The organism is Pseudarthrobacter sp. W1I19, from assembly GCF_030817835.1.
Taxonomy (GTDB): Bacteria; Actinomycetota; Actinomycetes; order Actinomycetales; family Micrococcaceae; genus Arthrobacter.
In genome coordinates, this window is the sequence record NZ_JAUSZR010000001.1 from 552,511 (window position 1) to 574,169 (window position 21,659).

A 21,659-nucleotide genomic window follows, 5' to 3' on the forward strand; every position below is an offset into this window, starting at 1 on the left:
CGTCAGCCCACCAGTTCGTAGGCCGGGGTGGTGAGGAAGTCGGTGTAGTCCTCGGACAGGCAGATGTCTGCGATCAGTTCGCTGGCCGGCTGGTAGTAGCGGCGGAAGGCTTCGTCGCCGAACTCGGTGCGGAGCCGCTCGGTTTCCTCGCCCAGGATCCGCTCCACCAGTTCGCGGGTAACGGTGTTGCCGGTGTCCGCGAGGACCGACTTGTTGCGGATCTGCTGCCATACCTGGGAGCGGGAGATCTCCGCGGTGGCGGCGTCCTCCATCAGGTTGTGGATGGCCACGGCACCATTCCCGGACAGCCACACCGCCGTGTACGCGATGGCTACGTACAGGTTCAGCCGCAGTCCGGCTTCGGTGACCTGGCCTTCGGCGGAGGTGACGTCCAGCAGCTGCTCTGCCGTGACGTTGACCTCCGGACGCTGCTTGTCCAGCTGGTTGGGCTTGTCGCCGAGCACTGCATCAAACACCTCCCGGCAGGTGGGCACCAGGTCCGGGTGTGCCACCCAGGAGCCGTCGAAGCCGTCGTTTGCCTCGCGGGTCTTGTCGGCCCGGACCTTGGCGAAGGCCGCCTCGGTAACTTCCGGGTGGCGGCGGTTGGGGATGACCGCAGCCATGCCGCCCATGGCGAAGGCGCCGCGCTTGTGGCAGGTCTTGACCAGCAGTTCCGTGTAGGCGCGCATGAACGGCGCGGTCATGGCAACCGAGGCGCGGTCCGGGAGGACAAACTCCTCGCCGGCGTCACGGAAGTACTTGATGATGCTGAACAGGTAGTCCCAGCGGCCGGCGTTCAGGCCGGAGGCGTGGTCCCGCAGTTCGTACAGGATCTCGTCCATTTCGAACGCGGCCGGGATGGTCTCGATCAGCACGGTGGCGCGGATGGTGCCCTGGCCCAGTCCCAGGGAGTCCTGCGCGAACACAAAAACGTCGTTCCAGAGCCGGGCCTCGAGGTGGCTCTCCATCTTGGGCAGGTAGTAGTACGGTCCCTGCCCGTTGAGCACCAACTGCTTGGCGATGTGGAAGAAGTGCAGGCCGAAGTCCACCAGCGCACCAACGGCAGGCTCGCCGTTAAGAAGCAGGTGCTTTTCCTGCATGTGCCAGCCGCGGGGACGGGCCACCACCACGGCGAGCGGCGCGTCCGTGCGGAGCCTGTACTCCTTGCCCTCCTCCGAGGTGTAGCTGAGGGTGCCCTGGGCGGCGTCGCGGAGGTTCAGGATGGCGTCGATGACGTTGCCCCAGGTGGGGGTGCTGGCATCCTCGAGGTCCGCGAGCCACACCTTGGCGCCTGAGTTCAGTGCGTTAATGGCCATCTTTGCCGGTGAGGCGGGTCCGGTCATCTCCACCCGGCGGTCCTGCAAAGCCGCCGGTGCCGGCGCAACTTTCCAGTCGCCGTCGCGCACGCCCTGCGTCTCCGGCAGGAAGTCCAGCTTGCCGGTCTCGGCAACGCGCTGCCGCTTGACGGCGCGGGCTGCCAGGAGTTCGTTGCGGGTGCCGGCGAAGCGGGTGTGGAGCTCCTCGATGAAGGCCAGGGCCTTGGGGGTGAGGATTTCCTCCGCGCGCTCGATGGGCCGGGGGTCTGTGACAGTGATGGCCATTTCTGGTCCTTTCCTTGTACTGAAGTCAGGCGGTGAATCAGGCGCTGGCCAGGGCGTCTTCGAGTTCCTTGGCTGCAGCCGCGGTTGCCACGTTGGCAGCGTGGGCGGCGCCGGCAACGGCTGAGGCAACATCAGCGGCCACGTGGGGATCGAAGACGCTGGGGATAATGTAGCTGGCATTGAGCTCATCGTCAGCTACCCGGCTGGCGATCGCTTCCGCGGCGGCCACCAACATCTCCGGGGTGATGTCCGAGGCTCCGGCGTCGAGCAGGCCGCGGAAGAAGCCGGGGAAAGCCAGCACGTTGTTGATCTGGTTGGGGAAGTCGCTGCGGCCGGTGGCCACCACGGCGGCGTGCCGGGAGGCGATGACCGGATCGATTTCCGGCGTCGGGTTGGCCATGGCGAACACAATGGCGTTCTCTGCCATCGCTGCCACCTGCTCCTCGCCGATCACGTGCGGGGCGCTGACGCCGATGAACACATCCGCGCCGACGAGTGCTTCGTGCAGGGTGCCGGCGAAGCCTTCCTCATTGGTGTTCGCGGCGATCCAGCTGCGGTGCTCGTCCCCGTAGGTCTCGCCGGAGTGTATGGCGCCGGAGCGGCCGGCGGCGATGATGTGCCGGGCTCCCTGGGCCTTCAGGAGCTGGATGATGGCTGAACCGGCGGCGCCGACGCCCGAAACCACGATCTTCACCTCGTCCAGCTTCTTGCCCACCACGCGCAGGGCGTTGACCAGGGCTGCCAGAGTGACGATGGCGGTGCCGTGCTGGTCGTCGTGGAACACGGGGATGTCCAGCTCTTCGCGGAGTCGGTTCTCGATTTCGAAGCAGCGCGGGGCGGCGATGTCCTCCAAGTTGATGCCGCCGTAGACGGGGGCCATGGCCTTGGCGATCATGATGATTTCTTCGGTGTCCTGGGTATCCAGGCATACCGGCCAGGCGTCCACGTTGGCGAACTGCTTGAACAGCGCAGCTTTGCCCTCCATGACCGGCAGGGCCGCGGCCGGGCCGATGTTGCCCAGGCCCAGGACAGCGGAACCGTCGGTGAGGACGGCGATGGTGTTGCGCTTCACGGTCAGGTTGCGGGCTGCCGCGGGGTCCTCGGCGATGGCCAGGCAGACGCGGGCGACGCCGGGAGTGTAGGCGCGGGAAAGGTCGTCGCGGTTCCGCAGGGCTACCTTGGGGACAACCTCCAGCTTGCCGCCCAGGTGCATGAGGAAGGTGCGGTCCGAGACGTGCTGGACCGTGACGCCGTCGAGCGCGTTGAGGGCGTCCTTGACGCGGGCGGCGTGTTCGTCGTCGGTGGTGTTGCAGGTGACGTCCACAACCAGGGTCTCGTGGTGGGATTCGCTGACGTCCAGTGCGGTGATGGCGGCGCCCGCCGCTCCAACGGCTGCGGCAAGCTCGCTGGTGGCGCTGAAGCTCGACGGTGCTTCCACGCGCAGGGTGATCGAATTTCCGGGGCTGGGGTTCGCCATTGAATGTCCTCCTGTTGGGCCTTCTGTTCGGCCGTGTCCGGTCTGTGTTCTCGAAACTAGTGTTTTCGTATTATGGATATTATTATCTACAAGATGGAAATACAACCCCTCCTTGTATGACTGGTGCGAGTGCATCGCGCCGCGTACCGAGGTGCTGTATGTTGGGTGTTCTAAGCGATTCTTTTCACGATGCGGATAAGAGTTGTCAGATTCCGAGCCGTAGGAGACAACGGAATGGCAGAAAAAGCCTCGGGCGGTGTGCAGTCGGTAGAGCGCGTCTTCGAACTGCTGGAGCTCATCACGGATGCCGGCGGCGACGTGACGCTCAGCGAGCTGTCCTCGTCCACCGACCTTCCGCTGCCCACCATCCACCGCCTGCTGCGGACACTGGTGTCCCTGGGCTATATCCGCCAGCTCCCCAACCGGCGCTATGCACTGGGCCCCCGGCTTATCAGGCTGGGTGAAGGCGCGAACAAGCAGCTGGGTGCCGTGGCGCGCCCGCAGCTGAAGACGCTGGTGGACCGGCTGGGGGAGACCTCGAACATGGCCGTGCTGGACTCGGACATGGTGATCTACGTGGCACAGGTGCCCTCGCTGCACTCCATGCGCATGTTCACCGAGGTGGGCCGCCGCGCCCACACCCACGCCACCGGCGTCGGGAAGGCCATCCTCGCGCAGCTGGATGACGAAACCGTCCGCGGCATCGTGACCCGCGCCGGGATGCCGACGCCCACCGCCAAGAGCATTGGCGACGTCGATGACCTCCTGGCCGACCTGAAGCTCATCCGCGAGCGGGGCTACTCCATCGACGAGGAGGAGCAGGAGCTCGGCGTGCGCTGCTTCGCCATGGCGGTGCCCAACGCCCCCACCCCCACGGCCATCTCGGTCTCCGGTCCCGTCTCCCGCGTAGACGAGCACTTCGCCGACAAGGCCGTGCCCGTCCTCCGCGAGGCGGCCGAGGCCATCTCGCTGGAACTCAACCGCACCTGACGCACCCAGGCGGCATCCCGCCGTCGTTCTTAACGCGCGAGATGGCAGTCCGCAGCAATGTTCCTGGGGAACACTGCCGTGAACTGCCATTTCGCGTTTGGGACTTAGTGTTCGGTTGCCTTTTCGGACGACTCGACCCGGACTTCCTTGCCGTCGCAGTCGATGAGCTTGCCGCCTTCGAAGCGGTCGCCGTCGGCCAGGCACTTCAGGTCCTCTTCCCGGACCACGCGCCCTGTTCCGGCCACAAACACCGACTGGTTCTCCGAGTTGCCCGCCTTGAGGTGATTGAAGAGCAGGTTCAGCAGGATGGCCATCACCGCGGCGGAACTGATGCCGGAGTGGAAGATGGTGCCGAACCAGGACGGGAACTTGTCGTAGAAGGCCGGCGCGGCGATGGGGATCATGCCGAACCCGATGGACGCCGCCACGATGATCAGGTTCATGTTGTTCTTGTACTCCACCTTGGACAGCGTGCGGATGCCGCTGGCGGCCACTGTGCCGAAGAGTACGACGCCGGCGCCTCCGAGGACGGGCGTAGGCACCGCTGCGACCACGCGGCCAAGGACGGGCAGGAGGCCGAGGATCACCAGGATCAGGCCGCCGGCGCTGACCACGAAGCGGCTCTTGACGCCCGTAATGGCCACCAGGCCCACGTTCTGGGCGAACGCACTTTGGGTGAAGGAGTTGAACAGCGGTGAGATGGCGGAGGAGAGCATGTCCGCCCGGAGCCCATCGCCGATCCGCTTGGAATCGACCTTGGTGCCCACGATCTCGCCGACGGCAATGATGTCCGCCGAGGTCTCGGTCAGGGTGACCAGGATGACGATGAGCATGGAAATGATGGCGGCAATCTCAAACACGGGCGGGCCGAAGGCGAACGGGGTGGGGAACGCGACGATCTCGCCCTGGCCCACCTTGGAGAAGTCGGCCATGCCGAAGACGAACGCGATCAGGGTGCCCAGGACCATGGCCAGCAGGATGGAGAGCCGGGAAATCGCGGCGCTGCCCACCTTGCTGAGCAGCAGGACGATAGCCATGGTGGCGGCGGCCAGACCGATGTTGGCCATGCTGCCGTAGTTCTCAGCCTTGCTGTTGCCGCCCATGGCCCAGTTTGCGGCCACCGGCATCAGGGTCAGCCCGATGGTGGTGATCACCGTTCCCGTAACCACGGGCGGGAAGAACCGTATGATCTTCGAGAAAAGAGGAGTGATCAGCAGGCCGATCAGCGAAGTCGCAATAACGGAGCCAAAGACTGCCTGGATCCCGCCGCCGCCGTGCACGATGGCCACCATGGTGGAGACGCCCGCGAAGGAAACACCCTGGACCAGCGGCAACTGCGAGCCGAAGAAGCGGATGCCCATTGTTTGCAGGATGGTGGCCAGGCCGCCGACAAAGAGGCAGGCCGCGATCAGCAGGCCGATGTCCTGCGAGGACATTCCGGCGGCGGCGCCAATGATCAGGGGCGGGGCGATGATGCCGCCGTACATGGTGAGGACGTGCTGGAAGCCGTAGGCGAAGGTGCTGGCGATGGGCAGCCTTTGGTCCTCCGGCCTTGCCGAACGGGTGCCTTTTCCGGCGGCAGCAGCGGCCGGTTTCTTTCTGATGTTCATGGCAGACTTTCTTGGTTCATCGCAGACGACATTGTCTGGCTAACGGTGTCTGGCTAACGGTGTCTGGCTAACGGTGGTGAAAGAGTTGGGGTGGGTCTAGACAGGCTCAACCACCGATGGTTGAGCCTGTCGCCGGTGGTTGAGCCGGGGCCCCGCCTGCCGGGTTCCCTGACCGAGCTTGCGAGGTCAGGGGGCAGACGGGGAGCGAAACCCCAGGGATTTCGACAGGCTCAATCACCAATAGGGCCGTTTAGCAGAAGCCGGCGATGCCGGACCAGGCGATGTCCGCCGGGGTGGCGTCCTCGCGCTGGACGGTGGCCTCGATCAGGCCGTAGGGGCGGTCGGCGGCGAAGAACACCTCGTTGGGGTTGTCGAGGCCGAATGGTGAGAGGTCCACCAGGAAGTGGTGCTTGTTGGGCATCGAGAACTTGATCTCGTCGATCTCGCTGTGCGCTTCCAGCACCTTGGTGCCCATGTCGAACAATGTCTGCTGGAGGGCGTGCGAGTACTTCTCAGTAAAGCCTTCGAGCAGGAGGCCCTTGACGTCGTCGTAGCTCTTGTTGAAGTCCAGCGTGCTGAAGTCGGTGCCGGTCTTGAAGCGCCAGCGCGCGGAGACATCGGTGGCCAGGATGCGGTCCGTGGTCTCGGGCAGGGTGGTGTAGCGGTCCTTCGGGTAGCCGACGAAACCGGACTGGGTGGACTTCAGGACGGTCAGGTCCTTGAGGCCGGAGATCAGGTGCGTGGTGGCGCCGTCGCGGACCAGGACTGCGGTGTGGACTTCCTGGCCGTTCCGCACGAAGGAGTGGTCGTGCTCGGTGCCGTGGGCCTGGATCCGGTCCCAGCTGTAAGACTCGGCTTCCCAGCGGCCGCCGGTGACCCAGTCGAAGCTGGAGGTGAAGTGCTCCCCGAGGCGAAGCAGGAACGCCTCCGGCGAGCCGACGCCCTCACGGGCAAAGGCGTAAATGGTGTTCTTCTGGGTGTCGGTGGCCACCACGTGGGCGTTGTCGCCCTCAAGGTGCGCAGCCGCGAAGTCGCCCCGCAGCTGCGAGGTGACGTTGAGGTCTTCGATTTCGTGGCGGTCGGTGTCGCGGGTGATCTTGACGACCCGGACCTCGGCCTTGCCGTACTGGTTCTCGCCGAGGATGATCTTGCTGCTCATGGTCTTTTCCCAACTTCCGGTAAGTGGAACCTAGGTTCCATCACTGAAATTAAGCGCGCATTTCAAGCGCGTTTCCGGTGGAGCCGACCCAACAAAAAAGAGCCGGCATCCATTGATGCCAGCTCATTACGACCCTGCCTGCTGCTCCCAGGTTACGTGACATCGGCCACGAATTGACAACCAGCGTACCTCCGGAACCCGGTGGTGTACATCACAAAATGAAAATTCACTTTGTGACCGGGTGGATGTTGGCCATTGACGAAGCAGTACGGCCGGCCATAGGCTATTCCACATAGCAAAAGTTCTTTTCCGTTTTCCGGAACTATTCCTAGCTCTCTAAGGAGGATCAGATGTACCAGCAGGACAGCACGCCGGTTTCACCGGCACCCACGGCGGCAGCTTCAGTCCAGGAGTTCTACCTCCCCCTCGGCGGCGGGACGGATCCGGACTTCTACCTCCCGGCTGACCGGGAGCACGTTCCCGGCCGCTTCTCGCGCTGGGTCCAGGCGCTCCCGGGATTCGGCAGGCGTTCGTAGCCGGGCGCAGCGGGCCAAGCCGTCAACGGCCCGGCCGGCGACGCGCACCTTCGGTTCCGTTGCAGAAAAGGACTGGCGACACCATATCCGGGTCTCGCCAGTCCCTTTTTTGCGTCGCAGCTGAATCTGCGCGTCGCGGAAGGTACAGGGAAATGTGGCTAGCCGTTCACCAGCCGGCGCGCGGCCGCTGAGTGTTCCGCGATCAGGGCAGCCACGTCGAGCCCAGGGATCTGCCCGTCCATCACACGCCACCGTCCGCCCACCATTACGCGGTCAGCGCGGTCCGCGGCGCACAGCAGCAGCGCGGCCACCGGATCGTGGCTGCCGGAGAAGCGCAGGTCATCCAGCCGGAAGAGGGCAAGGTCCGCCTGCATCCCCGGAGCCAGTTGGCCCAGCCCGGAACGGCCAAGGACGGCCGCCGAACCGCGGGTTGCCCATCCGAGGGCACGTTCCACCGGAACGTCCGCCCCGTACCGCAGCCGCTGGAGGTAGAGGGCCTGACGCGCTTCCAGGATCATGTTCGAGGCATCGTTCGACGCCGAGCCGTCCACTCCCAGCCCCACGGGGACGCCGGCGTCCTCCAGTTCCAGGACCCGTGCGGTTCCCGACGCCAGCCGCATGTTCGAGGTGGGGCAGTGCGCGACGGCGGTGCCCGCGGCTCCCAGCCTGGCGATCTCCGCGTCGCTGAAATGGATGCCGTGGCCCAGCCATGTGCGGTCCGTCAGCCAGCCCACGCTGTCCAGGTAGTCCACGGTCCGGAGCCCGAACCTTTCCCGGCAGAAATCTTCCTCATCCAGGGTTTCGGCCAGGTGGGTGTGTAGCCGGACGTCCAGCCGTTCGGCGAGCGCGGCGCTTTCGGCCATGATCTCCTTGGTGACCGAAAAAGGTGAGCACGGGGCCAGGGCAACCTGGATCACCGCGTCGTCGCCCCGTTCGTGGTACTGGTGCACCAGCCGTTCGCTGTCAGCCAGCACCACCTCGGCTGCCTGGACTGTTGACTGCGGCGGCAGGCCGCCGTCGTCCGTTCCGAGGGTCATGGACCCGCGCGTGAGGGTGGCCCGCATGCCCAGCCGGCGGACGGCCTCCACCTGGATGTCGATCGCGTCCTCAAGGCCCGCGGGGAAGAGGTAATGGTGGTCCGCTGCCGTGGTGCAGCCGGAGAGCAGAAGCTCCGCCAGTGCCACCGTGGTGGCGAGCTCCAGGTCCCGCGGAGTGAGGCGCGCCCATACCGGATACAGGTTCTGCAGCCAGGGGAACAGCGGCGCATTCGCCACCGGACCCCAGGCCCGTGTCAGGGTTTGGTAGAAGTGGTGGTGCGTGTTGATCAGGCCCGGCAGCAGCACGTGGTTTCCGGCGTCAAAAGTCTCGCCGCACGGCGCGGACGGCTGCTGCCCGGTGGCGAGAACCTCGGTGATGACACCGCCGCTGACCACCAGCCCGCCCGAAGCGTCGAGGTGGTTGGCGGTGAAAGCTGCCTGCGGGTTTTTGATCCACAGGCGGGAGACGGGTGGGGTGGATGGCGTCATGGCTGTCCTTCTCTGAGCGCTGTTGGTCCATTCCAGCTCAGTGAGGCCCTGTCTGCTGATCCAGGCGGCCGCGCCCTGCGGGTTTCAGATGCCCGGAAGCGCTGCGGCTGGCACCTAGGCTAGAAGGCGCAGGGCGCAGCGTCAACGCCACAGATTGTGACCGAAGCAGGGGTGAAACCCGCGAAACATGGATTTCACATTGCGAAATTAAAATTCCAGAAAACTATGGCGCAGCCCACAATCCGGTGCTAATCTCGATCTTGCCAAAGGCGGGCACCCGGTCACCGGGAAGCTATCTACCAGGCGCAACTTAACCTTCACAGCACATGCTGAAGCCTGGTAACCGTTCGCACCTGGTTCTACTGGTCCTGCAAGCGGCAACAGGCTTCCCGGCAAAAGGAAGTCGCATCATGAGTACCACCGTCACGGCCGAACAGTTTCTGGCCAGATCCATCAGGTTGGCCACGGCCAACGTCCTGAACAGCGGGGGCCCCTTCGGAGCCATGATCGTTACGGCTGACGGCCGCGCGTTCGACGGCGTCAACCGCGTCACCGCGGACAACGATCCCACCGCCCACGCCGAAGTCACTGCAATCCGCACGGCCTGCCGCGAGCTTGGCATCTTTGACCTCAGCGGGGCCGTCCTCTACACCAGCTGCGAGCCGTGCCCCATGTGCCTGGCCTCCGCGCTCTGGGCCCGGGTGGAAAAGGTGGTCTTCGCCGCCGACCGGCATGACGCCGCCTCCGTTGGCTTCGATGACGCCGTTTTCTACGAATACTTCGACAACCAGGACAGGGATTCCCTGATGCCGGTCTCGAAGCTGGTGCTGGACGATCCCGAGGCCCCCGCCCCGCTGGAACCGTTCAACACCTGGAACACACTCGAAACCAGGATCGACTATTAGGCCCGGCGGCTGACATGACCATCCTGGACAACTCACACGAGGAGCATTCGGCTCCAAGCACCCGCAGCCAAAAGCCCGCGAACAGCACTCCCCAACCGCCGGCGTCGGACTCGTTCCTGGACCGGTTCTTCCAGATCACCCAACGCGGCTCCACCCTGGCCCGCGAGTTCCGCGGCGGCCTGGTCACCTTCTTCACCATGGCGTACATCGTCATCCTCAACCCCCTGATCCTGGGCGGTTTCAGCGCGGATAATGCCCCCACCGACGTTGCCGGGGGCTGGCTGTCCGCAGCCCAGGTGGGTGCCGTCACCGGGCTCACCGCCGGCGTGATGACCATCCTCTTCGGGCTCATCGCCAACCTGCCGTTCGGCCTCGCCGCCGGACTCGGCATCAACTCCTTCCTGGCCGTCTCCGTGATCCAGGAGGTCACCTGGGCGGAGGCCATGGGCCTGGTGGTGATCAACGGCATCCTGATCGTCCTGTTCGGGATCACCGGTGCCCGCACCGCCATCTTCCGGGCAGTGCCCAAGGAGCTGAAGGCCGCCATCACGGTGGGCATCGGCCTGTTCATCGCCTTCATCGGGTTTGTCGACTCCGGCTTCGTCAAGGCGACGGCGGGCGGTCCGCCGGTCCAGCTGGGCAACGGCGGCTCCATCACCTCCATCCCCACCCTGGTGTTCATCGTGGGACTGCTGGCCATGGGCATCCTGGTGGCACGCAAGGTCCAGGGCGGCCTGTTGATTGGGATTGTGGCCACCACGTTCCTGGCCGCCATCGTCGAAGCCATCCTGCACCTCGGCCCAGCGAGCGCCACCAACCCCGGTGGCTGGCACCTGAACACCCCGGTCCTGTCCGGGCAACTGGTGTCCGCACCGGACCTGGGCCTGGCGGGACAGTTCGACCTGTTCGGAGCCTTCGGCAGGATCGGCGGACTCGCGGCCACCATGCTGGTGTTCACCCTGGTGTTCACCAACTTCTTCGACGCCATGGGCACCATGACCGGCCTGGCCAAGAGCGCCGGCGTGGCGCATAAGGACGGCACGTTCCCCCGGCTGAAGTCCGCCTTCATCGTGGAAGGCTTCGGGGCGATCGCGGGCGGGGCAACCTCCGGCTCCTCCAACACCGTCTACATCGACTCCGCTGCCGGCATCGGCGAAGGAGCGCGGACGGGGCTGGCCTCCGTAGTGACCGGCGTGCTGTTCCTCGGGTCCATGTTCCTCACCCCGCTCACCAGCGTGGTTCCGCTCGAGGTGGCCGCCGCAGCACTGGTGGTGGTGGGCGCGATGATGATGGCGCAAATCCGTGAGATCAAGTTCAGCAAGTTCACCGTGGCACTGCCGGCCTTCCTCACCATCGTCACCATGCCGCTGAGCTACTCGATCGCCAACGGCATCGGCGTGGGCTTCATCAGCTGGGCCATCATCGGCGCCGCATCCGGCAAGGCGAAGAAGGTCCACCCGCTGATGTGGGTGGTCAGCGCCGGGTTCCTGGTGTACTTCGCCCGCGGTCCGATCAACCTGCTGCTGGGCGCCTGACCGCCATTCCAACCATTGGGGGCCGGGCCAATGCTTGGCCCGGCCCCCAATAGGAACGACAATATGGACACCACCGCAGTGCGGAAGAAGGAGCACCGCCATGCTTGACCTGATCCCTTCACTGAACGGCTGGGCCCCGGCCCTTGTCCGCCAGCGGTTTGCGGTGGCCACCATCGTCCGGGCCAGCGGCTCGGTTCCCCGGCCCGTGGGCACCTCCATGCTGGTGTCTGACGGCGGCGCGGTCCTGGGCAGCCTCTCCGGCGGCTGCGTCGAGGGCGCCGTTGTGGCGGCGGCTTTGGAGGCAATGGACGACGGCGTCACGCGCCTTGAGACGTTCGGCTTCAGTGCCGAGGATGCCTTCGCCGCCGGCCTCACCTGCGGGGGAGAGCTGGACGTGCACATCGAGCCGGCCAACCTGGGTGACCGCTGCCCGCTCGGCGAAGCGGTCCTGCAGCTGGCAGCTTACGGGCCGGACGAGCCCGTGGCGCTGGTCCGGAACCTGGACCTGGGCGGGGCCGGTGGCGGCAGCACCGCCGTCGTTATTGCGGACCCTGGCTCCGCCAGTGTGACCGGACTTCCGGCCCTGGCTGCGCTGCTGGACCTGTTGCCGGGCGAGGGCGCGGACCCGGACGAAGGAAGGGCCCGGGCTGCCCGGCTCGAGTCCTTCCTGCACGCCGGCAGCACCGGGGTCCTGGACCTGGCCGGTGCAGGCCTGTGTGCCGGCGACGCCACCGTGCTGGTGGAGTCCCGGCTCGCGCCGCCCCGGCTGCTGGTGTTCGGGGCCAACGACTTCAGTGCAGCGCTCCTCCCTGCTGCCAAACCTCTGGGCTACCACGTGACCCTGGTAGACGCCCGTCCGGCCTTTGCCGCCCAGGCAAGGTTCGGAACGGCGGATGAAGTGGTGACGGCATGGCCCCACCAGTACCTTGCAGCGGAGGCGGCCTCGGGACGGGTTGATTCCCGGACCGTGATCTGCGTTCTCACCCACGACCCCAAGTTCGATATTCCCTTGCTCCACGCCGCGCTCGGATTGGACGTCGCCTTCATCGGGGCACTCGGTTCGCGGCGCAGCCACGCGCAACGGGTGGACGCGCTCCTGGACAGGGGGGTTCGCCCTGAACGCATCGCCCAGCTCCACTCACCGCTGGGCCTGGACATCGGGGCAGTCACTCCCGCCGAAGTAGCTGTCTCCGTCCTGGCCGAGCTCATCGCCGCCCGCACCGCAGCAGCATCCCACCAGCCGTTGAGGGAAACCTCCGGCCCCATCCACCAATCGGCGGCGCCAACTGCAGATAAACCAGCCAAGGCGCCGGCCCCCAACAACGTTATACAGCAGGAGATCGCATGGACATGAACACCATCGAGTCGGTGGTTCCCACCGCCGACCCCGCGCAATGGCGCGATGGCGACGCCTGGCTGGCCGGCGGCACGGTCCTGTTCTCCTACGGCAGCCTGGCATTCGGGCCGCAGCCGTTGAAGCGCCTCCTGGACCTGGGATCCGCGGGCTGGACACCGGTGACCGTCACGGACGCCGGGATCGAACTCGCCGCCACCTGCACCGTCGCTGAACTGTACAAGCTTCCCAGGACGCCCGAGGCCGCAGGCCGCAGCTGGCCTGCCCTGGACCTGGTCCGCCCCTGCTGCGACTCCTTCGTGGCCTCCTTCAAGGTGTGGAACATGTCCACCGTGGGCGGGAACCTGTGCACGTCCCTGCCTGCCGGCCCCATGATTTCGCTCTGCGCCGGGCTGGACGGCACCGCCACCATCCTCGGCCCCGACGGCACCACCCACAGTGTGCCCGTCACCGAATTCGTCACCGGCGACGCGCAAAACTGCCTGGCACCCGGCGAGCTCCTGCGCAGCATCCAGCTCCCGGCGTCGGCCCTTGCCTCCAGGGTGGCGTTCCGCCGCCTCTCGCTGAGCAACCTCGGCAGGTCCGGGGTGCTGCTGATTGGACGGCTCGACGGCGGCACGTCCTTTGTCCTTACCGTCACCGCCGCCACCCAGCGGCCGGTGCAGCTGCGCTTTGACGCGCTGCCGGACACGGACTCGCTGGCGGCGGCGCTCGATGAGGCAATCCCCGCATACCTTTACCACCACGACATCCACGGCCTGCCTGCCTGGCGCCGGGACATGACCTACCGCCTGGCGGAGGAGATCCGCGCCGAGCTCGCTGCCCCCCAGGGTGCACCCGGACTCCTGGCCTCCGGCGACTTCTGGCCGCCGTCGGACCGCGGACTCCACGCACAGGGACTTCACGCACAGCAGGAAGGGGCCTGAGCATGGCCATCGAGATCAACGGCGTTCCCGCCGGGACGGAACCGCGCCCCGGACAGTGCCTGCGCACCTTCCTGCGGGAACAGGGCAACCTGGGCGTCAAGAAAGGCTGCGACGGCGGCGACTGCGGCGCCTGCACCGTGCACGTGGACGGCACTCCGGTCCACAGCTGCATCTACCCGGCGGTCCGGGCGGAAGGCCACACCGTCACCACCATCGAGGGACTGGCGTCAACTTCCGGCGCGGACCTGCACCCAGTGCAGCAGCAGTTTATGGAGCGGCAGGGCTTCCAGTGCGGGTTCTGCACGGCCGGCATGGTGATGACGGCTGCCACGTTCGATGACGACCAGAAGGAAAACCTGCCCCGCAACCTCAAAGGCAACCTGTGCCGCTGCACCGGGTACCGGGCCATCGCCGAAGCCGTTTGCGGTCATGCCGGCCACCCTGATCCGAAAGGGCAGGGCTCGGGAATCGCCGGGGAAGGCCAGCCGGATCCCGAGCCAGGACAGCTGGGCGACGACGTTCCCGCACCGGCCAGCCGGGCTGTTGTCACCGGAACCGCCCGGTACACGCTGGACGTTCCGGCGGACCAGCTGCAGGGCCTGCTCCACCTCAAGCTCCTGCGCTCGCCGCATGCGCATGCCCGGGTGCTGTCCATCGATACTGCCGCCGCGATGAAGGTCCCCGGTGTGGTGGCGGTCTTCACTCACCAGGATGCACCGGAACAGATGTTTTCCACCGCGCAGCACGAACTGTTTACAGACGACCCGGACGATACCCGCGTGCTGGATGACGTGGTGCGGTTCCGGGGCCAGCGGGTTGCCGCCGTGGTGGCTGAAACTGTGGCTGCTGCAGAAGCAGGTGTGCGGGCACTGGACGTTGCCTACGAGGAACTGCCCGCGGTATTTACACCGCAGGATGCACTGGTCCCCGGCGCGCCGCTGGTGCACGGCGACAAGGAGGGACCGGCGTCGCGCATATCCCGCCCGGACCGCAATGTGGTGGCCGAGCTGCACTCCGAACTGGGCAGCGTGGCCGAGGGCTTCGCCCAGGCCGACTTCATCCACGAACACACATACCAAACCCAGCGCGTGCAGCACGTTGCCCTGGAAACCCACGCGGCCATCGCGTCGGTGGACAGTGAAGGGCGGCTGCAGGTCCGCACGTCCAGCCAGGTTCCGTTCCTGGTCCGCCGGACGCTCTGCCGGGTCTTCGGGCTGCCGGAGGAGCAGGTCCACGTGGTGGCCGGCCGGGTGGGCGGCGGTTTCGGCGGCAAGCAGGAAGTCCTGACCGAGGACATCGTGGCGCTCGCGGCCCTGAAACTGGGCCGGCCAGTGCAGCTCGAACTGACCAGGACCGAACAGTTCACCGCCACCCACCACCCGGCATCCTTTCACCATCAAACTTCGTGCCGGCACCAGCAATGACGGCCGGCTCACAGCCCTGGAACTGGATGTCCTGACCAACACCGGCGCGTACGGCAACCACGGGCCCGGTGTGATGTTCCACGGCTGCGGCGAATCCCTGAGCGTCTACAACTGCGCCAACAAAAAGGTGGACGCCCACGCGATGTACACCAACACCGTCCCGGCCGGGGCCTTCCGCGGCTACGGGCTGAGCCAGATGATCTTCGCGATCGAGTCCGCCATGGACGAGCTCGCGGCGGGCATCGGAATGGATCCGTTCGAGTTCCGCCGCCGGAACATGGTTCGCGAGGGCGACCGGATGCTGTCCACCCAGCCGGAGCCCGAGGATGACGTCCACTACGGCAGTTACGGGCTGGACCAATGCCTGAGCCTGGTCCGCGACGCACTTGCGCGCGGCCGGGAGCGGTACCGCGCCGCCGGCCTGGATGAGCTGGGACCTGAATGGCTGACCGGCGAGGGGACCGCGCTCTCCATGATCGACACCGTGCCCCCGCGCGGCCACTTCGCCCATTCGCGGCTCCGGCTCCTGCCGGACGGCACCTACCAGGCCGACGTCGGGACCGCCGAATTCGGCAACGGCACCACCACGGTCCACGCCCAACTGGCCGCCACGGCACTGTCCACGGAAGCCTCCAAGGTTGTGGTCCGGCAGTCCGATACCGACCTGGTGGAGCACGATACCGGTGCGTTTGGTTCCGCCGGAACCGTGGTGGCAGGAAAGGCAACACTGGCCGCAGCAGAGGAACTGGCAGTGCGGATCCGGGCTTTTGCCGCCGGCATCCATCAGACCCAGGCGTCCGCCTGTGTCCTCGACGGCGACTCCGTGGTCATCGACGGAACTCCCGTGGCACTGGCGGAACTGGCCCACGCGGCTGCGGAAGCCGGCGTCGAACTGGCGGCGGAGGGGCGCTGGGGCGGGACGCCGCGGTCTGTGGCCTTCAACGTCCACGGCTTCCGCGTGGCCGTGAACCGCGGCACCGGCGAACTGAAGATCCTGCAGAGCGTGCAGGCGGCGGATGCCGGCGTGGTGGTGAATCCGCGCCAGTGCCGCGGCCAGATCGAGGGCGGAATTGCCCAGGCCATCGGCGCTGCGCTGTATGAGGAGGTGGTGATTGACGACGCCGGCCGGGTCACCACCGACATCCTGCGGCAGTACCACATCCCCACCTTCGCCGACGTTCCGCGCAGCGAGGTGTACTTCGCGGACACCAATGACACGATGGGCCCGCTCGGTGCCAAGTCCATGAGCGAAAGCCCCTTCAATCCGGTGGCCCCGGCACTCGCTAACGCCATCCGCAACGCCACCGGCGTGCGCTTCGCATCGCTCCCCATCGCCCGCGACAAGATCTACCTCGGGCTCAAGGGGGCGGGGCTGGTGCCCAACCTGCAGCGCTCGGGCCTGTCCTGACCAACGCCGGGTCACATAAGGCCCCCTGAAGCGCGTTCAGAGGGCCAAATCCGACCCCGCGTTGCATCGTTGCATATAGTCAAGGGATGGAACAGCGGATTTTAGGCAAGACCGGACGGAACGTGTCCATTGTGGGGCTGGGAACGTGGCAGCTTGGCGCGGACTGGGGCAACGTTGACCCGGCCCAGGCCCAGGCCATCCTGGCCGCCTCCGTGGAAGCCGGCGTGAACTTCTTCGACACCGCAGACGTCTATGGCGACGGCAAGAGCGAGCAGGCCATCGGCAAATTCCTCGCGGACAACCCGGGGCTGGACATCACTGTTGCCACCAAGATGGGCCGCCGGGTGGACCAGAAGCCGGAGCACTACACGCTGGCCAACTTCCGCCAGTGGGTGGACCGCTCCCGGAAGAACCTGGGCACGGACACCCTGGACCTGGTCCAGCTGCACTGCCCGCCAACTCCCGTGTACAGCAACGCCGAGGTCTACGACGCCCTGGATACCCTGGTGTCCGAGGGCGCCATCCGCAACTACGGCGTGAGCGTGGAGCGCACCGACGAGGCCCTGGAAGCGATCCGCCACAAGGGGACCGCCTCCGTGCAGATCATCCTGAACGCGTTCCGGCTCAAGCCCCTGGACGAGGTCCTTCCGGCGGCAAAGGCTGCCAATGTGGGAATCATCGCGCGGGTGCCGCTCGCGTCCGGGCTGCTCTCGGGCAAGTACACGAAGGAGACCACCTTCGCCGAGAACGACCACCGGAACTACAACCGCAACGGCGACTCCTTCGACGTCGGCGAGACGTTCTCTGGCGTGGACTACGAACTGGGCCTGAAGGCCGTGGCCGAGTTCGAACAGATCGTTCCGGCCGGCGCCAGCACTGCCCAGGCGGCCATCGCCTGGATCGCGGCGCAGGACGGCGTCACCACGGTGATCCCCGGCGCGCGCAACGTGGAACAGGCTGCTGCAAATGCTGCCGCGGCATCCGTGACAGTCAGCGAGGATTTCGACGGCGGCGTCCGCTGGATCTACGACCACTACTTCCGGGACGCCATCCACCCGCGCTGGTAACGTTCGCCGCCTGCCGGTGACTGCCTCGGTCAGTGACTTTGTGGAGCGGCTCGCTGCCGTGCCCACAGTCCCGGGACGCAACAACTTCTTTGACCACAGCGTCCCGGAAAATGTACTGCGGCGGCGCAATCTGGAGCTGTACCTCGAGGAGCTGCTGGACCGTCCACCGAAGGTGCTGCTGCTGGGTGAGGCGCCGGGATTCAGAGGCATGCGGATCACCGGAGTACCCTTCACCAACCGCACTATGTTCCAGGGGCCGGCCAACAGCTTTGGCTTGTTCGGTCCGGGGAAGGGCTACGTGTTGCCGCCGGAGGCAGCGGACGTTGCTGCAGAGCCCACCGCAACCGTGATGTGGGAAGTTCTGGCCGAACTGCAGTTCCTGCCCCTGCTGTGGAGCGCGTGCCCCTGGCATACCCATGTTCCGGGGAAGCCCCAGTCCAACCGCACTCCCACTGTCGCCGATGCAAGGCTTGGGACGTCGTTCTGGCAGTCGCTCGCGGAGCTGTTCGGCATCGATTCCGTGGTGGCCGTGGGCAACGTGGCGCACCGCAGCCTGCTTTTCAGCGGTGTGGATGCACCCAAAGTGCGGCACCCCTCGCATGGCGGAAGAGCCGGTTTCAAGCGCGGCCTGGAGGAGCTGCTCAGCTCCGGAGCGATTCGCCGCTAGCCCAGGAGGTAAAGCTGCTCCGGGGTGTCAACGTCCAGTCCGCTGGAGAGGTCGCTGCAGTCCACCTCGTCCACGAGCTCCGGGTGGGCACGCAGGAAGCCGCGTGCCCCGGCGTCGCCCCTTACTGTGGCGGCCACTGCGTCCCGGAGCGCGGCATCAATGATGAGCGGGTGCCCCCTGCATGCGGTGCCGTCGCCGCCGTCGTACGAAGCTGCCGTGAGCCGGCCAGGACGGTGTGCTGCCAGGAGCCTGCCCACTGTTCCGGGCGTCAGGCCCGGCTGGTCCACAAGCGCCACCATCAGATGGTCCCGGGGATCGGCGTCGGCGTTGCCCAGCAGGAGCGAGCTGCCCATCCCGGACTGCCAGTCCTGGTTGACCACGGTCCGGTAGCGGTCCAGTTCGGCAATGGTGGCGACGTCCGGGGCACCGGCGCCGAGCACCACCACCACCTCCCGGCAACCGCCGTCGAGCAGCGCCCCGGCCACCGATTCCACGAGCGGCCGGCCACGGTAGGGAAGCAGGGCCTTGGGGCCCCGGCCGAGCCGGGTCCCGGCGCCGGCAGCGAGCACAACTCCCGTGGCCCTGGTCTCCTCCGCGTTGCCCATAGCTGCACCCTAATGGAGTTTTTGTCCAGACATGAAGGGCTCGGGGTGTTGGAAGTCCCTAGGCGTCGCCGCCTGCGCCGCCTGTGGTGCCGGCGGTGACGTCCAGGAGCTTGTACCGGTCCATGGCGTACGACGGCGCGCCCTCCTCAATCTCGCCCCTCGCCGCGAGCATCTGCAGCGCTTTGACCACGATGGAGTGGATATCGTTCTTGAAGAAGCGGCGGGCTGCGGCGCGGGTGTCGGAGAAGCCGAACCCGTCGGCGCCGAGGGTGGCGAATTGGTTGGGCACGAACTGGCGGATCTGGTCCGGGACGGCCTTCATGTAATCGCTGACGGCGACGACGGGGCCGGTGGCGCCTTCAAGCTGTCTGGTGACGAAGGGGACGCGGGCGGGCTGGCCGGGGTTGAGGAAGGCTTCCTCTTCGGCGGCGAGGCCGTCGCGGCGCAGTTCGTTCCAGGAGGTGACGGACCAGACGTCGGCCGAAACACCCCAGTCGTCGGCCAGGAGCTGCTGTGCCTCCAAAGCCCATGGCACCGACACACCCGAGGCGAGGATCTGCGCCTTCGGTCCTTCGAGGTCCGATGCCGACACCCGGTAAATGCCTTTCAGCACCCCTTCAACATCGAGGTTCTCCGGTTCGGCGGGCTGGGTGATGGGCTCGTTGTACACGGTGAGGTAGTACATCAGGTTCCGGTCTTCCGAACCTGCCCGGCCGTCGTCGGACTTGTCCCCGTACATGCGTTCGAGGCCTTTGCGGATGATGTGGCCCATTTCGTAGCCGTAGGCGGGGTCGTAGGTCACTACTGCCGGGTTGGTGGAGGCCAGGAGCGGTGAGTGGCCGTCGGCGTGCTGGAGGCCTTCGCCGGTGAGGGTGGTCCGTCCTGCGGTGGCGCCGATGATGAAACCGCGGGTCATTTGGTCTGCTGCTGCCCAGAAGGCGTCGCCGGTGCGCTGGAAGCCGAACATGGAGTAGAACACGTAGACCGGGACCAGGGGCACGCCATGGGTGGCGTACGCGGTGCCGGCGGCGGTGAACGCTGCCACGGCGCCGGCCTCGTTGATGCCTGGGTGGATCAGCTGGCCCTGGGCGGATTCCTTGTAGGCCAGGACCAGGTCCCGGTCCACGGACAGGTAGTTCTGGCCGCCCGGGTTGTAGATCTTGGCCGTCGGGAAGAAGGCATCCATACCGAAGGTCCGGGATTCGTCCGGAACGATGGGCACAATCCGGTGCCCGAACTTTTTGTCCCTGATCAGGTCCTTCAGCAACCGGACAAACGCCATGGTGGTGGCGGCCTGCTGCTTGCCCGTGCCGCGCTTGGCCACCTCAAACGTCTTGGCCTCGGGCAACTCAACGGGCTGGTGGTCCGGCCGCCGTTCCGGCACCGCACCGCCCAGCGCACGGCGCCGCTCGTGGAGATAGGCAATCTCCGGCGCATCATGGCCGGGGTGGTAGTAGGGCGGGCTGTACGGATCCTCTTCAAGACGGGCATCGGATATCGGAATGCGGAGATAATCCCGGAATTCCTTGAGGTCGTCGAGGGTGAGTTTTTTCATTTGGTGGGTGGCGTTGCGGCCCTCGAAGTGGGGTCCGAGTCCGTAGCCCTTGACGGTTTTGGCCAGGATGACGGTGGGTTTGCCCTTGAATTCGGTGGCTGCCTTGTACGCGGCGTAGACCTTGCGGTAGTCGTGGCCGCCGCGTTTGAGGTTCCAGATCTGGTCATCGGTGAGGTCCGCGACGAGGTCTTTGGTGCGGGGGTCCTTGCCGAAGAAGTGTTCGCGGACGAACCCGCCGGATTCGGCCTTGTAGGTCTGGTAGTCCCCGTCGGGGGTTTCGTTCATGATTTTCACGAGTGAGCCGTCGGTGTCGCGGGCCAGCAGGTCATCCCATTCCCGGCCCCAGACCACCTTGATCACGTTCCAGCCCGCGCCGCGGAAGAACGCTTCGAGTTCCTGCATGATCTTGCCGTTGCCGCGTACCGGCCCGTCCAGGCGCTGGAGGTTGCAGTTGATCACGAAGTTCAGGTTGTCCAGGTTCTCGTTCGCGGCGAGCTGGAGCAGGCCGCGGGATTCGGGCTCGTCCATTTCCCCGTCGCCCAGGAACGCCCAGACCTGCTGGTCCGAGGTGTCTTTCAGGCCCCGGTTGTGCAGGTACCGGTTGGACTGGGCCTGGTAGATCGCGTTCATCGGCCCGATGCCCATGGACACCGTGGGGAACTCCCAGAACTGCGGCATCAACCTGGGGTGCGGGTAAGAGGACAGGGCGTGGCCGGCGCGGGATTTTTCCTGCCGGAACCCGTCCAGGTCCTGCTCGGAGAGCCGGCCTTCCATGAACGCCCTCGCGTACATGCCGGGGGAGGCGTGGCCCTGGAAGAAGACCTGGTCCCCGCCGCCGGGGTGGTCCTTGCCGCGGAAGAAGTGGTTGAAGCCCACCTCGTACAGGGTCGCGGCCCCGGCGTAGGTGGAGATGTGCCCGCCCACGCCGATGTTCGGGCGCTGGGACCGGTGGACCATCACCGCGGCGTTCCACCGCATGTACGCACGGTACCGGCGCTCGTATTCCTCGTTGCCTGGGAACTGCGCTTCCTGGTCCGCCGGGATGGTGTTCACGTAATCGGTGGTGGTCACCATCGGCACGCCCACGCTCTGCGCCCCCGCGCGCTGCAACAGGCTCCGCATGATGTACTGGGCACGCTCGGTGCCCTGTTCCCTGATCAACGAATCCAGGGACTCAACCCACTCGGCGGTCTCTTCCGGATCACGATCAGGCAGCTGGTTAGTCAACCCGCTGAGGATATGGGAGGTATCTTCTCCTGCAGCCACGGCAGCCTCTTTTCATCGTTGAATGCTGGCTTCATGTTTTCGTATTGT

At 66.2% G+C, this 21,659-nt stretch carries 15 protein-coding genes and 1 pseudogene; 9 read left to right on the forward strand and 7 right to left on the reverse strand.

Annotated features, from left to right (window positions below; all coding sequences use genetic code 11):
- Nucleotides 1-2: 2 nt before the first annotated feature.
- The gene (aceB, locus tag QF038_RS02590) at nucleotides 3-1,601 is read right to left on the reverse strand and encodes a malate synthase A (protein ID WP_307608464.1); all 1,599 of its coding nucleotides are present in this window, start codon (nucleotides 1,599-1,601) and stop codon (nucleotides 3-5) included.
- Between the two features lie 37 nt (nucleotides 1,602-1,638).
- The gene (locus QF038_RS02595; protein ID WP_307608466.1) at nucleotides 1,639-3,078 is read right to left on the reverse strand and encodes an NAD-dependent malic enzyme; all 1,440 of its coding nucleotides are present in this window, start codon (nucleotides 3,076-3,078) and stop codon (nucleotides 1,639-1,641) included.
- Nucleotides 3,079-3,312: 234 nt separating this feature from the next.
- On the opposite strand from QF038_RS02595, the gene QF038_RS02600 reads away from it, so the two are divergent.
- Nucleotides 3,313-4,068, forward strand: coding sequence for an IclR family transcriptional regulator (locus tag QF038_RS02600; RefSeq protein WP_285251134.1), 756 nt, complete (start codon nucleotides 3,313-3,315; stop codon nucleotides 4,066-4,068).
- Nucleotides 4,069-4,172: 104 nt separating this feature from the next.
- On the opposite strand, the gene QF038_RS02605 is transcribed toward QF038_RS02600, so the two are convergent.
- Nucleotides 4,173-5,678, reverse strand: a complete 1,506-nt coding sequence (locus tag QF038_RS02605; RefSeq protein ID WP_307608469.1) for a nucleobase:cation symporter-2 family protein — start codon at nucleotides 5,676-5,678, stop codon at nucleotides 4,173-4,175.
- 250 nt (nucleotides 5,679-5,928) lie between these two features.
- Nucleotides 5,929-6,837 (reverse strand): factor-independent urate hydroxylase, encoded by a 909-nt coding sequence (gene pucL / locus QF038_RS02610; RefSeq protein ID WP_307608470.1) that lies wholly within the window; start codon nucleotides 6,835-6,837, stop codon nucleotides 5,929-5,931.
- Nucleotides 6,838-7,187: 350 nt separating this feature from the next.
- Between pucL and QF038_RS02615 the strand changes: the two genes are divergently transcribed.
- A complete protein-coding gene (locus tag QF038_RS02615; RefSeq protein WP_307608472.1) occupies nucleotides 7,188-7,373 on the forward strand; it encodes a hypothetical protein in 186 nt (61 codons plus the stop codon).
- A gap of 158 nt (nucleotides 7,374-7,531) precedes the next feature.
- On the opposite strand, the gene QF038_RS02620 is transcribed toward QF038_RS02615, so the two are convergent.
- Nucleotides 7,532-8,899 (reverse strand): 8-oxoguanine deaminase, encoded by a 1,368-nt coding sequence (locus QF038_RS02620; protein ID WP_307608473.1) that lies wholly within the window; start codon nucleotides 8,897-8,899, stop codon nucleotides 7,532-7,534.
- 410 nt (nucleotides 8,900-9,309) lie between these two features.
- Between QF038_RS02620 and QF038_RS02625 the strand changes: the two genes are divergently transcribed.
- The 7 genes and pseudogenes from QF038_RS02625 (at nucleotide 9,310) to QF038_RS02655 (ending at nucleotide 18,185) form a co-directional block, all read left to right on the forward strand.
- On the forward strand, nucleotides 9,310-9,804 hold the full coding sequence (locus QF038_RS02625) for a nucleoside deaminase (protein WP_307608475.1): 495 nt from the start codon (nucleotides 9,310-9,312) through the stop codon (nucleotides 9,802-9,804).
- A 14-nt stretch (nucleotides 9,805-9,818) separates the two neighbouring features.
- Nucleotides 9,819-11,339, forward strand: coding sequence for an NCS2 family permease (locus QF038_RS02630; RefSeq protein ID WP_307608477.1), 1,521 nt, complete (start codon nucleotides 9,819-9,821; stop codon nucleotides 11,337-11,339).
- Nucleotides 11,340-11,439: 100 nt separating this feature from the next.
- Nucleotides 11,440-12,693, forward strand: coding sequence for an XdhC family protein (locus QF038_RS02635; RefSeq protein WP_307608479.1), 1,254 nt, complete (start codon nucleotides 11,440-11,442; stop codon nucleotides 12,691-12,693).
- Nucleotides 12,684-13,619 (forward strand): FAD binding domain-containing protein, encoded by a 936-nt coding sequence (locus QF038_RS02640; protein WP_307608481.1) that lies wholly within the window; start codon nucleotides 12,684-12,686, stop codon nucleotides 13,617-13,619. Before QF038_RS02635 ends, QF038_RS02640 begins: the two co-directional genes overlap by 10 nt.
- Nucleotides 13,620-13,621: 2 nt before the next feature.
- Nucleotides 13,622-16,451, forward strand: a pseudogene (locus tag QF038_RS02645) (molybdopterin-dependent oxidoreductase).
- 86 nt (nucleotides 16,452-16,537) lie between these two features.
- Nucleotides 16,538-17,518, forward strand: coding sequence for an aldo/keto reductase (locus tag QF038_RS02650; protein ID WP_307608483.1), 981 nt, complete (start codon nucleotides 16,538-16,540; stop codon nucleotides 17,516-17,518).
- Nucleotides 17,519-17,534: 16 nt separating this feature from the next.
- Nucleotides 17,535-18,185, forward strand: coding sequence for a uracil-DNA glycosylase (locus tag QF038_RS02655; protein ID WP_307608486.1), 651 nt, complete (start codon nucleotides 17,535-17,537; stop codon nucleotides 18,183-18,185).
- Here the strand turns inward: QF038_RS02655 and nboR are convergent.
- Both nboR and aceE read right to left on the reverse strand, forming a co-directional pair.
- Nucleotides 18,182-18,790 (reverse strand): nicotine blue oxidoreductase, encoded by a 609-nt coding sequence (gene nboR / locus QF038_RS02660; RefSeq protein WP_307608488.1) that lies wholly within the window; start codon nucleotides 18,788-18,790, stop codon nucleotides 18,182-18,184. The two genes, QF038_RS02655 and nboR, sit on opposite strands and share 4 nt — an antisense overlap.
- A 58-nt stretch (nucleotides 18,791-18,848) precedes the next feature.
- Nucleotides 18,849-21,611 (reverse strand): pyruvate dehydrogenase (acetyl-transferring), homodimeric type, encoded by a 2,763-nt coding sequence (gene aceE, locus QF038_RS02665; protein ID WP_307608490.1) that lies wholly within the window; start codon nucleotides 21,609-21,611, stop codon nucleotides 18,849-18,851.
- Between the last annotated feature and the right edge of the window lie 48 nt (nucleotides 21,612-21,659).